This window comes from Lentilitoribacter sp. Alg239-R112, from assembly GCF_900537175.1.
GTDB lineage: Bacteria > Pseudomonadota > Alphaproteobacteria > Rhizobiales > Rhizobiaceae > Lentilitoribacter.
This window is the reverse complement of the sequence record NZ_LS999833.1, coordinates 1681912-1698105: the sequence shown is the minus strand read 5'-3', so window position 1 is coordinate 1698105 and position 16194 is coordinate 1681912. Positions and strand designations below refer to the sequence as shown.

14 protein-coding genes and 1 other RNA gene are annotated in these 16194 nt (G+C 44.3%); 14 read left to right on the top strand and 1 reads right to left on the bottom strand.

The window, feature by feature from the left end; genetic code table 11:
• Positions 1-3 precede the first annotated feature (3 nt).
• The gene (locus G3W54_RS08550; RefSeq protein WP_244627919.1) at positions 4-1176 is read right to left on the bottom strand and encodes a lytic murein transglycosylase; all 1173 of its coding nucleotides are present in this window, start codon (positions 1174-1176) and stop codon (positions 4-6) included.
• Positions 1177-1444: 268 nt separating this feature from the next.
• Between G3W54_RS08550 and G3W54_RS08545 the strand changes: the two genes are divergently transcribed.
• The 14 genes from G3W54_RS08545 (at position 1445) to ftsW (ending at position 16187) form a co-directional block, all read left to right on the top strand.
• Positions 1445-2932 (top strand): diguanylate cyclase, encoded by a 1488-nt coding sequence (locus G3W54_RS08545; RefSeq protein WP_162652650.1) that lies wholly within the window; start codon positions 1445-1447, stop codon positions 2930-2932.
• Between the two features lie 129 nt (positions 2933-3061).
• Complete coding sequence (locus G3W54_RS08540; protein ID WP_162652649.1) at positions 3062-3772, top strand: DnaJ family molecular chaperone; 711 nt, start codon at positions 3062-3064, stop codon at positions 3770-3772.
• Positions 3772-4518, top strand: a complete 747-nt coding sequence (locus tag G3W54_RS08535) for an N-acetylmuramoyl-L-alanine amidase (protein ID WP_162652648.1) — start codon at positions 3772-3774, stop codon at positions 4516-4518. The genes G3W54_RS08540 and G3W54_RS08535 overlap by 1 nt, the downstream gene beginning before the upstream one ends.
• Positions 4519-4657: 139 nt before the next feature.
• A complete protein-coding gene (locus G3W54_RS08530) occupies positions 4658-5146 on the top strand; it encodes a transglycosylase SLT domain-containing protein (RefSeq protein ID WP_162652647.1) in 489 nt (162 codons plus the stop codon).
• Between the two features lie 56 nt (positions 5147-5202).
• Positions 5203-5616: RNase P RNA component class A (rnpB, locus tag G3W54_RS08525), an RNA gene on the top strand.
• A gap of 346 nt (positions 5617-5962) precedes the next feature.
• Positions 5963-6403, top strand: coding sequence for a division/cell wall cluster transcriptional repressor MraZ (gene mraZ / locus G3W54_RS08520; RefSeq protein ID WP_162652646.1), 441 nt, complete (start codon positions 5963-5965; stop codon positions 6401-6403).
• A 14-nt stretch (positions 6404-6417) separates the two neighbouring features.
• Complete coding sequence (gene rsmH, locus G3W54_RS08515) at positions 6418-7449, top strand: 16S rRNA (cytosine(1402)-N(4))-methyltransferase RsmH (RefSeq protein ID WP_162652645.1); 1032 nt, start codon at positions 6418-6420, stop codon at positions 7447-7449.
• The gene (locus G3W54_RS08510; RefSeq protein WP_162652644.1) at positions 7450-7791 is read left to right on the top strand and encodes a hypothetical protein; all 342 of its coding nucleotides are present in this window, start codon (positions 7450-7452) and stop codon (positions 7789-7791) included.
• A 2-nt stretch (positions 7792-7793) separates the two neighbouring features.
• Positions 7794-9512: a penicillin-binding protein 2 gene (locus tag G3W54_RS08505; RefSeq protein ID WP_244627864.1), complete on the top strand. Its 1719-nt coding sequence runs from the start codon at positions 7794-7796 to the stop codon at positions 9510-9512.
• Positions 9513-9591: 79 nt separating this feature from the next.
• Complete coding sequence (locus tag G3W54_RS08500) at positions 9592-11040, top strand: UDP-N-acetylmuramoyl-L-alanyl-D-glutamate--2,6-diaminopimelate ligase (RefSeq protein ID WP_244627918.1); 1449 nt, start codon at positions 9592-9594, stop codon at positions 11038-11040.
• Positions 11040-12467: a UDP-N-acetylmuramoylalanyl-D-glutamyl-2,6-diaminopimelate--D-alanyl-D-alanine ligase gene (locus tag G3W54_RS08495; protein WP_162652641.1), complete on the top strand. Its 1428-nt coding sequence runs from the start codon at positions 11040-11042 to the stop codon at positions 12465-12467. The genes G3W54_RS08500 and G3W54_RS08495 overlap by 1 nt, the downstream gene beginning before the upstream one ends.
• Before the next feature lie 27 nt (positions 12468-12494).
• The gene (gene mraY / locus G3W54_RS08490; protein ID WP_162652640.1) at positions 12495-13598 is read left to right on the top strand and encodes a phospho-N-acetylmuramoyl-pentapeptide-transferase; all 1104 of its coding nucleotides are present in this window, start codon (positions 12495-12497) and stop codon (positions 13596-13598) included.
• Positions 13599-13602: 4 nt separating this feature from the next.
• The gene (murD, locus tag G3W54_RS08485) at positions 13603-15027 is read left to right on the top strand and encodes a UDP-N-acetylmuramoyl-L-alanine--D-glutamate ligase (RefSeq protein WP_162652639.1); all 1425 of its coding nucleotides are present in this window, start codon (positions 13603-13605) and stop codon (positions 15025-15027) included.
• The gene (gene ftsW, locus G3W54_RS08480; protein WP_162652638.1) at positions 15027-16187 is read left to right on the top strand and encodes a putative lipid II flippase FtsW; all 1161 of its coding nucleotides are present in this window, start codon (positions 15027-15029) and stop codon (positions 16185-16187) included. Before murD ends, ftsW begins: the two co-directional genes overlap by 1 nt.
• Positions 16188-16194 lie beyond the last annotated feature (7 nt).

The window sequence follows — 16194 nt, the reverse complement described above, 5'->3', positions numbered from 1 at the left end:
TGATTAGAGTTTACTCAGGAGTTTTGCCGTTGGCCAGGCGTCTGCTGGTAGGCCAAATTTTGCTTGTTCAGCTTGTACGGCATCGCGTGTTCTTGCGCCTAAAATCCCATCGATCTTTCCAACATCATAACCCTTGGCCGCGAGTTTGTTCTGAAGTGATTTCATCTGAGCGTCAGAAAGACCTTGTTCTGGCTTTCCCGCATTATAACGCGGTGCACCTGCAAGCCGCGTGGCAAAATATGCTGCAGATGTTGTATAGATGAAGGATTGGTTCCATTCTAGATAAATTGAGAAATTAGGAAAAGCCAAAAATGCAGGACCTTTTCGCCCTTGTGGTAAAAGAAGATCGGCAGGAAGACCTGCATTTGGAAGGTTGCCCGATGTTGGTTTTACACCGAGGTTAGCCCAGTCTCCAGATGTCATACCTTTTTTAAGGCCTGAACGCTCATATGGGAAATTACCGGAAGGTAATTTGACCTCCATTATCCATGGTTGTCCGCGTTGCCATCCTAAACTTTGGATAAAATTTGCCGCTGTAAGAATGGCATCTGGTGAACTTTTTTTGAGACGTACATGTCCATCGCCATCGCCATCAGTGCCAAATCGTACAATATCCTCTGGTAGCATTTGGACTTGGCCAATTTCACCAGCCCAAGCACCTGTTGTCTGTGAAGGGATGAGATCACCATTTTCTACCATTTTGATCGCAGCTATTAGTTGCGGGCGAAAAAGGTGAGGTCGTCTGCAATCATGAGCAAGTGTTGCAAGTGCATTGAGTGTATTAAAGTCACCTTGAAATGCACCAAAATCTGTTTCTAATCCCCAAAATGCAGCGATGACTGCTGCGGGTACACCAAACTCTTGTTCTGCTCGCTTAAAAACAGATGCGTATTTTTTCATATTCTTTGCGCCATGCTGCAGACGGTTTGTGCTGACAGAGCGTTTTGAAAATTCTAGAAACGTTTGCTTGAAAACGCCTTGTGCCCGATCACGCGAAAGCACTTTCTTGGTTATACGAGCATTTTTTAAAGCAGAATTAATTGCCCGTTGACCAATTCCCTCAGACGCTGCTTCTTGTTTTACACCTTTGAGAAATTGGGAGAAATTGCCTCCGCATTCTGTTGCGTTTGCTGTTATTCCTGTCGTAAGTAGTAAGCTTAGAGTGAGGGCAGGGATACGAATATATTTTAGCAAGTGTCTGCTCCAGTTTTGATGCGATCATAAATTTGATTATTTTTGACGATTCTTTTGCCAAAAATATACATATTGATCAGATCAATGGCCATAGATTTCTATTTTGTTCATATGAAGGCTTGAAGTCGCAGATTAGCAGCGTATTAACCTTAGTTTGAGATCTGCTCAAAACCCTCAATTCTTTGCACTGCCGAGTAAGGATTGCTTAATTCTCAGCGTGATAGTTTTTGCACAAATAGGAGCTTTTAACATGAAGTTAAAATGGTTTCCGTCAGAATTAATTGTGCGTCATGAGTTCGCACGACTGACGATGATCGTATTGAGTATTGGCGCCCTCGCAGTGTTGTTTTTGGCTGCGAGCACCTTTGGTTTAGGTGAATGGAGTGCCGAAGGCCAACAAATATTGTTCGCCTCGCTTGCATTTCCTTTGAAATTTGAAAAAGCTGAACGAAAATCTGACGAAGATTTTGTGTCTAACTTGCAGACAATTGCTTTTCTTGATCCATTAACAGGTTTAAAAAATAGACGAGGTCTAGAAGGCTATGTCTTATCCATTTTCGATGAAAAATTTGATACTCAAAATCGCGTAGCTGTCATGTTGCTCGATCTTGATAGGTTTAAGCTGATAAATGACACGTTTGGTCATGACGCTGGTGATCAGATTTTAAGGGACCTGGCCCATCGTCTTAAAGATTTAACTAGCGATAAGTCCGATATGGCCTGTTTTCGCCTGGGTGGCGATGAATTTGTCATCCTTTGGACCGGTGGACCATCATTTGCCGAAGTGGATGCATTTTGTATCGATGTGAAACAATGCCTATCCGTGCCGTATTTCATTGACCGTTCCGAGGTCGAAGGTGGATGTAGTATTGGAATTACTTGGCAGAATGAAGCTGATACAGGCTTGGGAACTATGCTTAAGCGGGCGGATATGGCGCTTTATAAAGCTAAATCGATGCCTGGATCTGCGCATCGTTTTTTCTGCAAGCAAATTGAAATTGAAATGCAAAGCAAGCGCGAGATGGAAGATATAGTCAGATCCATTGTTGTCGATCAAAGTTTTGATTTGAGTTATGAGCCTATCGCCTATGCTGATGACCTTAAAGTAAATCATTTCGAAGTTAACATCTTACGGCAGGGGTTTGATTGTTATCTATTAGCTAATGATGATTATGTGAATGTTTTAAATGAAACTGGACTGATAATACCGTTTAATAGAGTTGTTCTTGAACGTTTAGTGGAAGATATCGCTTCTTGGAGTAAGCAAAGCAAGGTGGTCATCAATATGAGTTCAAGCCAGCTACTTGATCCAAATTTTGTGTCCTATCTCTCAGAAACGCTTCGTAAGAATAAAGTTGAATGTAATCGGTTGGTCGTTGCTTTCGATACTTTGGAACGTACAGAAAACCCTGAACTAATTGGAACCAATCTGCAGGGACTGGTTGATTTAGGTGTGAGGATCGCAAGCTATGGTCTAGGCGGGAATATAAGCGATTTTATTTCCGGCGAAAAAAATCAGCATAAATATCTAATTTTAAAAAAGAATTGGGTGAAAAATGTTACGGAAGATGCAGGTTCTTTTGAATTATTGGAAAACCTTATCAAGCTTGCACAGGGGCTGGGACTTAAAATAATTGTGCAAGGTGTTGAAACGGCGTCCCAGATGAAACATTTATCTCAGTTACCTAACATACTAATTAAAGGTAGTGCTGTTGAGAAGATTAAATCCTCAGTTTAGACAGTTTGTTTCGTGAATGTGGCAGCTATTTCTATGTTCACGATAATATGATTAGTTTTATCAAGAATAGTTTACGAATTTGGATGTTTTCGCTCGAATTTTTTTTCCAAATGAAGTAACGTCCCGGCCATGTTATCTATATGTAAAATATTAGAGGCCGTTGGCGAAGCGGCCCAAAGCTTTGTGTCACAAATTGTCGAGGCAGTTAGAACAGTCTTTGAGGGTGATCCTGAGACTCGTCGGCAGGTCGCTTTTTCGGTTGCTGTTATTGCGTTATCTGCAAAAATGGCGAAGGCTGATGGAGTGGTCACGCAAGCAGAGGTGAGCGCCTTCCAAGAGATTTTTGAAATCCCTCAATCTGAGGCAAAAAACGTCTCTAAACTATATAACTTAGCCAAACAGGATGTCGCTGGTTATGATGTTTATGCTCGCCGTTTGTCGGGCCTTTGTAGTTCGGTAGTATCCAATTGCGCCCTTTTGGAAGACGTGATGGATGGCCTTTATCATATCGCAAAGGCCGATGGTGTTATCCATGAACATGAGAATGTGATGCTCCAACATATCGGTGAGATATTTGGGTTGGATGAAGAGCGATTGGCGCAGATAGCGGCTCGACATGTACATCCTGAAGGGCTTGATCCCTTTGTTGTGCTTGGTGTTACAAAAAGCACGCCCTTTGATGAGATTAAGAGGCGTTATCGCGAACTGGCCAAGAAAAGTCATCCTGATAATTTACGTGCACGTGGTGTTCCTGATGAGTTTATGAGGATTGCTGGTGACCGTATGGCAAAGCTAAATCTTGCATTTGAAGCTATTGAAAGATTGCAGGTGCGAGCTTAATGACATTTGCGCCGGATTTTGATCGTGCAATTGTTGTTCCATCACCAAATTTTGGGGAGCGTAAAGGTGTATCTAAGCCCGATATGCTTGTTCTGCACTATACTGCGATGGAAACAGCAAAAGCGGCATGTGATTGGCTTTGTGCGGAAGAAGCAGAAGTTTCTGCTCACTATCTTGTTGATGAGAATGGCGAAATTTCTCAACTCGTGGCGGAAGAAAAAAGAGCGTGGCATGCAGGTCAGAGCAGTTGGCATGGCGAAGTCGATATTAATTCAAGGTCAATCGGAATAGAAGTTGCTAATCAAGGCCATGAAGCTGGATGCCCAATTTATCCTGATGTCCAGATGCAATCTGTCATCGGTTTATCTCGATCAATTATTGCTCGTCATAATATCGATCCTAAACGTGTTCTGGCACATTCAGATATTGCTCCTTTACGTAAGCGTGATCCAGGTGAATGGTTTTCTTGGAAAGCACTTGCCGATCAGGGAGTAGGGCATTATGTGGACCCATCTCCTATTTCTGGCGGGCGTTATTTTATGCGCGGTGAAAGTGGTCAACCGATAGAGGCATTGCAATCCATGCTCGGCCTATATGGATATGGTTTAGAAGTGAACGGTCAATTTGATGAGTTGACTGAGGCTGTTATCATTGCGTTCCAGCGACATTTTCGGCCGGAGAAGGTCGATGGCATTGCAGATATGTCGACAATCGAAACTTTGCATCGGCTTTTGGCAGAAAACTAGAATTTGAAGCAACTAATGTGTCAGTTCTGTAACGGAAATTGAATCCTTTGACACATTTTTGACTAGATTTCGCCGTTTAGAGAGCGCAACTAACGCTTATCTTCCTCCCAAGGAAATTCAAAAATAACAAGGATCTTCTATGAAGCTCAATATCGCTGCTGGCCTGACGGTCAGCTTATTATCTCTGTCTGCGTGTCAGACAGCAAATAGTGTTGATAAATCAACAAAAACTTCATCTGTTTCAAAATCAACTAAAAATAGTGCGCCATATAATAAGCTAATTTCCAAACATGCCAAAAAAAATGGCGTGCCTGTAAAGCTAGCACATGCAATTGTAAAAATTGAGAGCAATTATAAAGCCAGCGCTCGTGGTCGTGCGGGTGAAGTTGGTTTAATGCAGATTAAGCCCGCAACCGCGCGCGGCATGGGTTATACTGGTTCAACGAAAGCGCTATATAATCCGGAGAATAACATCGCTTATGGCATGAAATATTTGGGTGAAGCTTATAAGCGCGGTGGCGGAACGACCTGTGGTGCGATCCTCAAGTACAATGCAGGGCATTATGCTAAGCGCATGAATCCAGTTTCCGCAAAATATTGCCAGAAAGTAAAAGCAATTCTTCGCTAATCATTGTAACTATTATTGCTGGATATTCCTGCGCGCTTGGTATAGGGCTTTTTTTGCCAGTCGGCTGGGCAACCGCTTGTAGTTCGCTAATTTTAGCTTGCTGCGAGAGGAAAGTCCGGGCTCCATGGAAAAACGATGCCGGATAACATCCGGCGGGGGCGACCCTAGGGAAAGTGCAGCAGAAATTATACCGCCTGATACTACGTCGCTTTGCGGCAAAATATTGGGTAAGGGTGAAATGGTGGGGTAAGAGCCCACCGCGTTATTTGGTAACAAAGACGGCAGTGTAAACCCCATCGGGAGCAAGACCAAATAGGGATGATGTGGTGCTTCGGCACCGGCTTTTTCCAAGCTAGTCATCCGGGTAGGTTGCAGGAGGCAGTGCGTAAGCTCTGTCCCAGAGGAATGGTTGTCACGCTGCTGCGAAGGCAGTGGCCATACAAAACCCGGCTTATAGGCCGACTGGCATTTTAAATTTTTTTTGGTGTGTTTGACTGGTTGGTGAGCTTTTGATCCAAACCTATCAGATATTCTCGAATTTTTCTTCTTAAGAGCGAATCCTAACTGTTCATTAATCATAAAGAGTCATGAATGGGTGAATTGGTAATATGATTTATTAACAAACTGTAAAATCCCATTGACGCCCAAATATGCCCATGATATCCCAAAGAAGGTCAAAATATTCGGATTTGTTATCCCACAGTGTTCGTGAAAGTGCGGAACGATATTTTGGGCGGTTTGGTGAATTTCAGACGGCTGTAACTTTTGCAGGTCAGCAAAAGTCTGGTCGCTTGGCAGGTAAGTTAGTCGTGCGTCATGAACAGGTTTTTGTCACAGGTGACAAAAAAAGTGGATGCCAAGGGTCGCGTGTCCGTCCCATCGGTATTCCGCAATGTGTTGATGCGCTTGAATATAGACGAACTGTACGTGTTTCAGGATTTCATATTTCCCGCGATTTCAATCGCTGGACCAGAGGTTTTGGAGCGGTTCGAAAGGCATATAGATCAAGGCGATCCATTTTCGATGGATGCCAACAAGATGTCACTTCTTATTCACGGCGGCGGCGTGTTTATGAAGCTCGACGGAGAGGGGCGCCTGGTGATAACCGATTTTATTCGCGATTTCACTGGGATAGAGGATCAAGTGACCTTTGTAGGTCGCGGCGATCATTTTCAGATTTGGGAGCCGTCTGCATTGTCGAGGATGCAAGACGAAACCCGGCAAGAGCGGATAGACAAAAATATTCGTTCAACCTGAGACGAGGAAACGGGATGGTGACGAGTTTTGACGGCAATAACGACGTCGATGGCGGACCAGTCGATCATATCCCGGTTCTTCTCTCTGAGGTTATTAAGGCACTTGAACCTTCAGATGGAAAACTAATCTTTGATGGCACGTTTGGTGCCGGTGGTTATAGTACCGCTTTGTTGGAGCGAGGCGCAAATGTTATTGCCACAGATCAAGATCCAGATGTAATTGATAATGCATCCCATCTTGTTGAAAAATATGCCGAACAGCTTTCGTTAAAACATGCCAAGTTCTCTCAAATTTCTGATTTTTGTGAAGATGGCACACTTGATGGCGTCGTGCTGGATATCGGCGTATCTTCTATGCAGATTGATCAGGCAGAACGCGGGTTTTCATTTATGCAAGATGGTCCGCTTGATATGCGCATGGCACAAGATGGGGTAACCGCTGCTGATGTTGTTAACCGTTTGAAGCTTGGCGACCTCGCAAGAATTTTTGGATTTTATGGTGAAGAGAAAAAGGCTGGTCGTCTTGCACGTGCGATAGTCGATGCTCGTGCAGAGCAAGAGTTTCATACGACTGGCGAACTTGCAAAACTCATTGAAAAAACATCGCCAAGAAAAATGAAGGATCGTATTCATCCAGCAACACGTGTTTTTCAGGCGTTGCGAATCTACGTCAACGATGAGTTGGGTGAGTTGGCGCGATCTTTGTTGGCCGCTGAAAAAGCATTGAAGCCTGGTGGGCGTTTGGTTGTTGTTACCTTTCATTCATTAGAGGATCGAATTGTGAAGAAGTTTTTCGCAGATCGTTTTGGGCGGATTTCAGGTTCGCGACACCTTCCTCAAGTCCATGTTGTTGAGGCAAGTTTTGAGGCGATTGGTAAAAAAGGTGTGATAAGTGCCAGTGATGAAGAGCTCGCGATCAATCCTAGATCACGCTCGGCGAAGCTGCGAGCTGGAATTCGTACTCATGCTCCCGCAGGCGCATCTGATATGAAGGTCTTTGGTTTGCCTGATTTGTATCCATTGCATTTAGTTTTGAGGAGTTCCTAGATGTTTAGAGCATTTGAAGTTATCCTCATGGCCCTGATCCTCAGCGCGTCAGCCTATACGTTTCATATTAAGGGGCAATCGGAGGATCGTTTGGCGGAAATTAAACGCCTTCAGAGTGAAATTCGTGATCACAAAGATACGATCGATTTATTAGAAGCTGACTGGAGTTTGCTTAATCAGCCAAGTCGAGTTCAGAAATTAATTCAGGCATTTCAAGAGCAATTGCAATTGCAAACAACTGAAGCACAACAGATTGTAACTGCTAGTGAATTGCCCCGATTTAGGCCGGAGCCTGAAGTAGATGCAATTGCTGATGCAATTATGACAGGCTCGGTGGAATGATCATGAAATTATTCCGTTCAACATTTTCTGGATTAAAAAATGCATCTCCTGAAAGCGCTATCGTAATAGATGGAAATCATAAGGCAGATGCAAATCGTGGCGGTAATCGTGTCGCACTAGCTATGATAGCCTTCATCTTAGTATTTGCCACAATGGGTGGACGACTTATTGAGTATGGTCTTCGATCACCAGAGACAGTATCCTCCATTCCACCAAGCAATCGGCTTCTTGCCTCCCGCCCTGATCTTCATGATCGCAACGGGGAAGTATTGGCAACGGATATTCGAACTGTCTCTCTATTTGCACAACCACATAAAATTATTGATCCTGATGAAGTGGTGGAGCAGCTTGCATTGGTGTTGCCGGATCTTGATATCAAAAAAACATATCGGAAACTGTCGTCCAAATCCCGTTTTCAGTGGTTACAACGTCAGCTTACACCAGGCCAACAAAATGCGATTCTCGCTAGAGGGATTCCAGGGATTGGTTTTAGGCCAGAAAAGCGCCGCTTTTACCCTGGTGGTCCAACCGCTTCTCATGTTGTAGGGCATGTCAATATCGATAATGTTGGCATTGCGGGCATGGAGAAGTTTGTTGACGGGCAGGGACTTGGCGATCTAGCGCTCGCAGGGCTAACAGTGGATGAAGCTTTAGAACCTGTTCAATTATCATTGGATCTTCGTGTTCAGCACGTTTTGCGCGATGAGTTATCTGCGGCAATGGAGCGATATAAAGCAATTGCGACGGCAGGTGTTGTTCTCGATGTGCACACTGGAGAAGTGATTGCGCTATCTTCACTACCTGACTACAATCCGAATGATCCTGTTGATGCGCTGAAAAAAGATCGTTTGAACCGGATGACGGCGGGAGCCTATGAAATGGGCTCGACGTTCAAGGCATTTACCACTGCAATGGCACTTGATTCTGGTCATGTTACTATGAATAGTCGTTTTGATGCACGCAAGCCGATCCGCATCGGTGGTTTTACCATCTCTGATTTTCATGGAAAGAAACGTGTTCTGTCTGTTCCTGAAATCTTCATTTATTCGTCCAATATTGGCACCGCAAAAATGGCGGATGTTGTAGGTATCGAAGGTCATCGGGATTTCCTAAAACGTTTAGGCCTTCTTGATCGTATGAAAACGGAACTCCCAGAAGTTGCCAGACCTTCTGAGCCGGCAAAGTGGAAGAAAATCAACTCTGTCACCATTTCATTTGGCCATGGTGTGGCGACAACACCGTTGCAAACAGCTGTTGCGGCAGCTGCATTGATGAATGGCGGCAAACTTATTTCGCCAACATTTTTGCCAAGATCACGCGAAGAGGCCGACAAAGTTATGCGGCACGTGATGACCGAGAAGACCAGTCAATCTATGCGAACACTTATGCGTATGAATGTTGAAAAAGGGTCTGGACGCAATGCCGAGGTTGAAGGCTATTGGGTTGGTGGCAAAACGGGAACGGCTGAAAAAGTCGTCAATGGTCGGTATTCTTCGAAAGTAAGGTTTAATGCGTTTTTATCGGCGTTTCCAATTGATGATCCGCAATATGTTGTCCTGGTCATCGTTGATGAACCAAAGCCAGAAGAAGGCAAGAAATACGCAACCGCTGGTACAAATGCAGCTCCGACGGTACAAGCTGTCATCAGGCGCTCTGCTGCTCTTTTAGGTGTTCGCCCAAAATTCGGGAAAAACGGTGAAGCTTTACTTCAATCATACTAATAAACCACATTTTGAACGCAAGTTTGTGGTATAGATTCGGCCTGATTGCGGATATGAGGGTAGCATGAAATTAGACGACATGATTGAATTGGTGGGTTTAAAACTTACCAATCCGGAGTCTCACAAATCAAATCCTGTTATTGTTGGAATTAATACAGATAGTCGTAAGGTTAAGTCCGGCGATGTCTTCTTTGCTCTATCCGGCAGTCGTGCAGAAGGTGCAGACTTTGTTGCTGATGCTATTTCGCAAGGTGCGATAGCGATTGTTTGCGAAGATAGCTCTAATATAGCTGATAGCACTGTTCCAGTGTTGCGTTCAGAGAATGCACGCCTTGCATTGGCGCGGATTTCAGCGAAATTTTATCCTAATCAGCCGCGTTGTATCGTGGCGGTAACTGGAACAGCGGGCAAGACATCAGTTGCTTCTTTCGTTCGCCAGATTTGGGAATTTGCAGGAGATCAGGCCGCGATGATCGGCACCACCGGAGTCATTTCTCCAAAGGGTACCGAATATGGTAGCTTAACGACGCCCGATTCAGTGACACTTCATAAACTGCTTGATCAACTGGCGCAGGATGGTGTTACCCATTGTTCTATGGAAGCTTCAAGTCATGGTCTTGATCAATATAGACTTGATGGGGTTGAGTTAACCGCAGGGGCGTTTACGAATTTAGGCCGTGATCATATGGATTATCACCCTACTATAGAGCATTATTTGGATGCGAAGCTTGAATTGTTCAGGCGTGTTTTACCAAATGGTGCTCCGGCAGTGATTTTTGCAGACGATGAATATTCGCAAGCAACCATTTCCGCGGCCAAGGCTGCCGGAAATAATGTGCACACCGTGGGGCGAAATGGCAAATATTTGACGGTTAAACGTGTTGAACAATTGCGCCATAGTCAACGAGCCGAAGTTATGTTTGATGGCCAATTGTTTTCATTATATTTGCCTTTGGCTGGTGATTTTCAACTTTCCAATGCGCTTGTAGCTGCTGGTTTATGTATCTCGACTGGTACATCGGCTGAGAGTGTGTTTAAGGCGCTTAGCCAGATTAAAGGGGCTCCCGGTCGGTTAGAGTTAATTGGTAAATCTAAGTCTGGTGCCCCTGTTTATGTCGATTATGCACATAAACCGGATGCACTTGAACAGGTGTTAAGCGCGGTTAGACCGTTTACCACTGGGCGTATTGTCTTAGTCTTTGGCTGCGGTGGTGATCGAGATAAGGGCAAACGCCCGATCATGGGAGAAATCGCGCACCGTTTATCTAACATCTCAATTGTGACAGATGATAACCCGCGTACAGAAAATGCTGCTCAAATTCGATCTGAGATTCTTAAAGCCGTGCCCGATGCCATTGAAATAGAAGGACGAGGCGAGGCCATAGAGCAAGCAGTTAGAATGCTGAAAGAGGGTGATACTTTGGTTATTGCAGGAAAAGGGCATGAAGAAGGACAACTTGTCGGAGATGTAACCTTGCCATTTTCGGATCATAAAGAAGCATTGAAGGCTATTAAGGGTGCTTACTGATGGATCTTCTTTGGACAATTTCCGATATGATCTCGGTTATGCATGGTCGTGCACATGGTAATATGCCTGAAGGTATTACAGGCATCTCAATTGACAGTCGTAATATGGATCAAGGTGGCGCATTCTTTGCTATTAAGGGCGATCGATTTGATGGGCATGAATTTGTAACGTCAGCGCTTGCAAATGGTGCAGGTGTCTTGGTTGTCGCAGAGGAAAAAATACCTTCACTTGTGAGCCTAACCGCACCGATGATAATTGTGGAAGACGTTTTAGTCGCAATGGAGGCTTTAGGCCGAGCTGCCAGAGCCCGAGTAGCAGGTAAAGTGATTGCTATCACCGGATCTGTTGGCAAAACAACTGCCAAAGAAATGTTGCGAACAGCGCTTAGCCCATCAGGAAAAGTTCATGCTTCTGTGGCTTCATTTAATAACCATTGGGGTGTTCCCCTAACTTTGGCTAGAATGCCAAAGGATACTGATTTCGGTGTTTTTGAAGTCGGAATGAACCATACAGGAGAGATTAGAACACTTATAGATATGGTCCAACCTCATATAGCTTTGATCACCACCGTTGAAGCTGCACATATGGGCAATTTTAACGATATTACAGAGATCGCAGATGCGAAATCTGAAATTATGGAAGGTGTTATTTCAGAAGGTTCTGTTGTTTTAAATCGAGATAATGATCAGTATGACCACCTTTTAGAGCGTGCAGAAGAACTAGGCATGGCTCAAAATTCAAAGTCTTTTGGTCAAGATGAGCGATCCGATTTTAGATTGATTTCTTGTAAGAGCCACAGCGATTGTTCGTGTTTCAGTATGATTATTGACGGCGAAGAAGCTGCCGTCAAACTCGGCGCCCCAGGCGATCATCTCGTACAAAATGCACTTGGTGTATTGGGTGTTTGCTCGCTTGTTGGTGCTGACATGGCACGTGCTGCCTTAGCGCTTGCTGATTTTTCTGCCGAAAAAGGTCGAGGTGCTCGCACTCAATGCTCAATTGGTGATGGAACATTCACACTCATTGATGAAAGTTACAATGCAAATCCTGCATCCATGCGTGCAGCCATTTCCCTTCTTTCATCCACAGATGTGGGGCGCGGGGGGCGACGAATAGCTGTTTTGGGTGATATGTTGGAGATGGGCCGATTCTCAGAGGCGCTTCATGCAGAACTTGCGGAGCCATTGTATGATGCGCAGGTGGATATCGTTGCTCTTTCCGGTCAAGATATGAGCCATTTGGCTGATGTCTTGAGAGGTGAAATCCAGGTTTATTATCGGTCTGAAATCAAGGCGATAATTGATTGGTTGGTTACTAAATTGCGCCCGGGCGATGTTGTTATGGTTAAATCATCACTTGGTGTTGGTTTTGGAAAAATAGTTAAAAAATTGCTGGAACAATTTCCTGAAAGCAATGAACAAGAATAATCGCCAATTCGGTGATAAGGGGGATTTATGTTTGTTTGGTTGGTTGAGTTTTCGGATAGTTTTCCTCTCTTTAACTTGTTCAGATATATAACATTTAGAACCGGCGGGGCGTTATTTACCGCTGCCTTAATCGTCTTCCTATTTGGTCCTAAAATGATTGATTCACTCAGGGTTCGGCAGGGGCGAGGGCAACCCATTCGTGCTGATGGACCTCAGACACATTTCAAAAAGGCAGGTACACCAACAATGGGTGGCCTGATGATTTTGGCCGGTATCATTGTTGCCTCTCTCTTATGGGCGGATCTTGCAAATACATATGTTATTACAACGCTACTTGTGACTCTAGGTTTCGGTGCGATCGGGTTTTATGATGATTATTTAAAGGTTTCCAAGCAATCAGATAAAGGTTTTTCCAGTCGTGTACGATTATTGCTTGAATTTTTATTCGCAGGAGTTGCAGTTTATTTCATTTTAAATCAGTCGATGATTGCAACGTCGGACCAAAGCAACACGTTTGCGACATCACTGTCATTTCCGTTCTTTAAGGATTTTCTTTTAGATCTAGGTATCTTTTTCATTCCATTTGGTGCGTTTGTTATCGTATCAGCCGGTAACGCTGTTAATCTGACGGATGGTCTTGATGGTTTGGCAATTGTTCCTGTTATGATAGCTGCGGCTTCTTTCGGTGCGATTGCTTATCTTGCAGGTAATGCTGTTTTTGCCAATTATCTGCAGATCCATTTTGTTCCAGGAACGGGTGAACTCGCAGTTATACTTGGCGCTGTCATTGGCGCTGGTTTAGGCTTTTTGTGGTTTAACGCACCGCCCGCTGCTATTTTTATGGGGGATACTGGGTCATTGGCGCTTGGCGGTCTTGTTGGTACAATTGCAGTTGCGACAAAGCATGAAATTGTTATGGCAATTATCGGTGGTCTGTTTGTACTTGAAACAATGTCCGTGATCATTCAGGTGGCATCTTTTAAGTTAACTGGCAAGCGTGTATTCCGAATGGCACCAATTCACCATCATTATGAGAAAAAGGGATGGACTGAAAGTCAGGTTGTGGTGCGCTTCTGGATTATCGCGGTTATGCTTGCGATGGTTGGTCTTGCTACCTTGAAATTGAGATAAGTGTATGATTGCGGCCACATCATTTAATGGTAAGAAAGTTGCCTTGTTTGGGCTTGGTGGATCGGGTGTAATCACTGCGCAATCACTGCAAGCTGGTGGCGCTGATCTTACCGCATGGGATGATAATCCTGCACAGGTGAACGTTGCTAAGAATCTCGGAATATCAACAGGCGACTTGCGAAATGTAGATTGGTCATCGATTGACACATTCGTGCTTGCCCCTGGTGTTCCTCTTACACACCCAAAACCACATTGGAGTGTTGAGAAGGCGAATGCCAATAACATACCCATAATTGGCGACGTTGAAATATTTTCGCTAGAGAGGGCAAATGTAGCACCAGATGCACCTTTGATCGCTATTACAGGAACAAATGGAAAGTCAACGACGACAGCCCTTATCGCGCATATTTTAGAAACTGCTGGTAGAGATGTACAAATGGGTGGCAATATTGGAACTGCCATTCTTTCATTGGACGAACCGTCCGGCGATAAATATTATGTGGTTGAATGCTCATCCTATCAAATTGATCTAGCACCATCTCTTCATCCAACAGCTGGGATATTATTAAATCTGACACCTGATCATCTGGATCGGCATGGTTCTATGGAGCATTATGCGAGTGTGAAATCACGACTTGTTGAGAAAAGCGATACGGCAATTCTTGGCGTTGATGATGTGTGGTGCCGTGACATCATTCGAAAATTATGTGAGGCAGGACGAAATCCGAAGCAGGTTTCCGTTCAAACTGAGGTTGAAAGCGGACTATATCTAGAAGGTTCGCATTTGATTAAACCAAGCAATGCTCATAAAGATGTATTGATCGAACTTGATGGAATCGAAACCTTACGTGGGCAACATAATGCTCAAAATGCAGCGGCCGCGACACTCGCGTGTATGGATGTTGGTTTAAGTACAGAGCAAATTCAGAGCGGAATGCAATCATTCTCCGGTTTGCAACATCGAATGCAGCCAATCGCAAAGTTGGATAATGTCATATTCATTAATGATTCAAAAGCCACCAATGCGGAGGCTGCAGCGCCCGCACTGCAAAGTTATGAAAATATTTTTTGGATATTAGGTGGCCTTGCAAAGGATGAAGGTATTCGACCGCTTGCGCCATTGTTTAATCGTATTAATAAGGCATTTCTTATCGGCGAGGCTGCACCAGAATTTGCGGCTGAGTTGGGAGGGCGCGTTGATTTCGAGATTTCAGAATTAGTAGATCGTGCCATTCGCGCGGCTACTCATGCAGCTGTTGAATTTTCCAAAAATACAGGGCAGGCATCTGCCATATTGTTTTCTCCAGCTTGCGCTAGCTTTGACCAGTTTCGGAATTTTGAAATTCGTGGTGATTGTTTTGTAGAAAATGTTGCACGAATTCCTGGTATAGAAATGCTGATTCCATATCAAATGAATGAGGATGCGTGATGGTTAGCCGTATTGAACGAGGGCCTGTTGCCAATTGGTTTTGGACAATTGACCGTTTTTTATTGCTCGCATTCATTATCCTTATTTTTTTAGGTTTCATGATGTCCTTTTCTGCCAGCCCCTCCGTTGCTGAACGCATTAATTTGGATGGTTCTCATTTTATAAAACGTCATGCCGTTTTTATGATTCCGACATTAGCGGTGCTTGTCTCGCTATCCTTTTTAGAAGCGCGGATGGTTCGGCGGATGTCAATTCTTTTGCTTCTCGGGGCACTCGGGTTAATGCTTTTAACGCTTTTTATTGGTGGTGAAGTTAAGGGTTCTCGGCGTTGGATATCTTTGTTTGGTTTCACACTTCAACCATCAGAGTTTATGAAGCCTGCATTTGTCATTATATGCGCGTGGCTGTTTTCAGAGCGTTCTCGACACCCTGAAATTCCGGGAAACCTGTTTGCTATTATTTTGTTTGGTATCGTTGCAGCATTATTGGTTGCTCAACCCGATTTGGGGCAAACGATGCTTGTTACAGCTGTTTGGGCATCCATGTTCTTTCTCGCAGGCATGCCATGGGTTTGGATTATAGTTCTTGGCGTCCTGGGTATGGTTGGCTTTGCCGTTGCCTATACAATATTTCCACATGTGGCTGGCCGCATAGATAGATTTTTGACAGGCGAAGGCGACACATTTCAAGTCGACACCGCGCGTGAGGCTATTATTAGAGGCGATTGGTTTGGGCGAGGCCCAGGTGAAGGTACAATCAAAAAGATTTTGCCGGATAGTCATACAGATTTTGTCTTTGCGGTTGCAGCTGAGGAGTTTGGTATAATTTTCTGTTTGGTGCTGGTTGCCATCTTTGCATTCATCGTTTTGCGCTCTTTTGTTCATGCAGCCAGAGAAGAGGATGAGTTTACAAAGTTGGCGGTGTCCGGATTGGCGCTTTTGATCGGCGCTCAATCAATGATTAATATCGGAGTAAATTTAGAACTACTTCCTGCAAAAGGAATGACACTTCCGTTTATATCGTATGGTGGTTCATCGATGTTGGCGATTGCTATATCAGTTGGTTTCTTGCTTGCACTGACCCGCCACAGACCGGAAAAACGAGCGCGTAATCATGTCGTTCGACGATCAGGTTCGATGGTCTCTTCAGTCACAGAATAGGTGTAAT

Coding starts and splice junctions, on each gene's coding strand:
- G3W54_RS08545 (WP_162652650.1), top strand. CDS start 1,445: ATGAAGTTAAAATGGTTTCCGTCAGAATTAATTGTGCGTCATGAGTTC.
- G3W54_RS08540 (WP_162652649.1), top strand. CDS start 3,062: ATGTTATCTATATGTAAAATATTAGAGGCCGTTGGCGAAGCGGCCCAA.
- G3W54_RS08535 (WP_162652648.1), top strand. CDS start 3,772: ATGACATTTGCGCCGGATTTTGATCGTGCAATTGTTGTTCCATCACCA.
- G3W54_RS08530 (WP_162652647.1), top strand. CDS start 4,658: ATGAAGCTCAATATCGCTGCTGGCCTGACGGTCAGCTTATTATCTCTG.
- mraZ (WP_162652646.1), top strand. CDS start 5,963: ATGAACAGGTTTTTGTCACAGGTGACAAAAAAAGTGGATGCCAAGGGT.
- rsmH (WP_162652645.1), top strand. CDS start 6,418: ATGGTGACGAGTTTTGACGGCAATAACGACGTCGATGGCGGACCAGTC.
- G3W54_RS08510 (WP_162652644.1), top strand. CDS start 7,450: ATGTTTAGAGCATTTGAAGTTATCCTCATGGCCCTGATCCTCAGCGCG.
- G3W54_RS08505 (WP_244627864.1), top strand. CDS start 7,794: ATGAAATTATTCCGTTCAACATTTTCTGGATTAAAAAATGCATCTCCT.
- G3W54_RS08500 (WP_244627918.1), top strand. CDS start 9,592: ATGATTGAATTGGTGGGTTTAAAACTTACCAATCCGGAGTCTCACAAA.
- G3W54_RS08495 (WP_162652641.1), top strand. CDS start 11,040: ATGGATCTTCTTTGGACAATTTCCGATATGATCTCGGTTATGCATGGT.
- mraY (WP_162652640.1), top strand. CDS start 12,495: ATGTTTGTTTGGTTGGTTGAGTTTTCGGATAGTTTTCCTCTCTTTAAC.
- murD (WP_162652639.1), top strand. CDS start 13,603: ATGATTGCGGCCACATCATTTAATGGTAAGAAAGTTGCCTTGTTTGGG.
- ftsW (WP_162652638.1), top strand. CDS start 15,027: ATGGTTAGCCGTATTGAACGAGGGCCTGTTGCCAATTGGTTTTGGACA.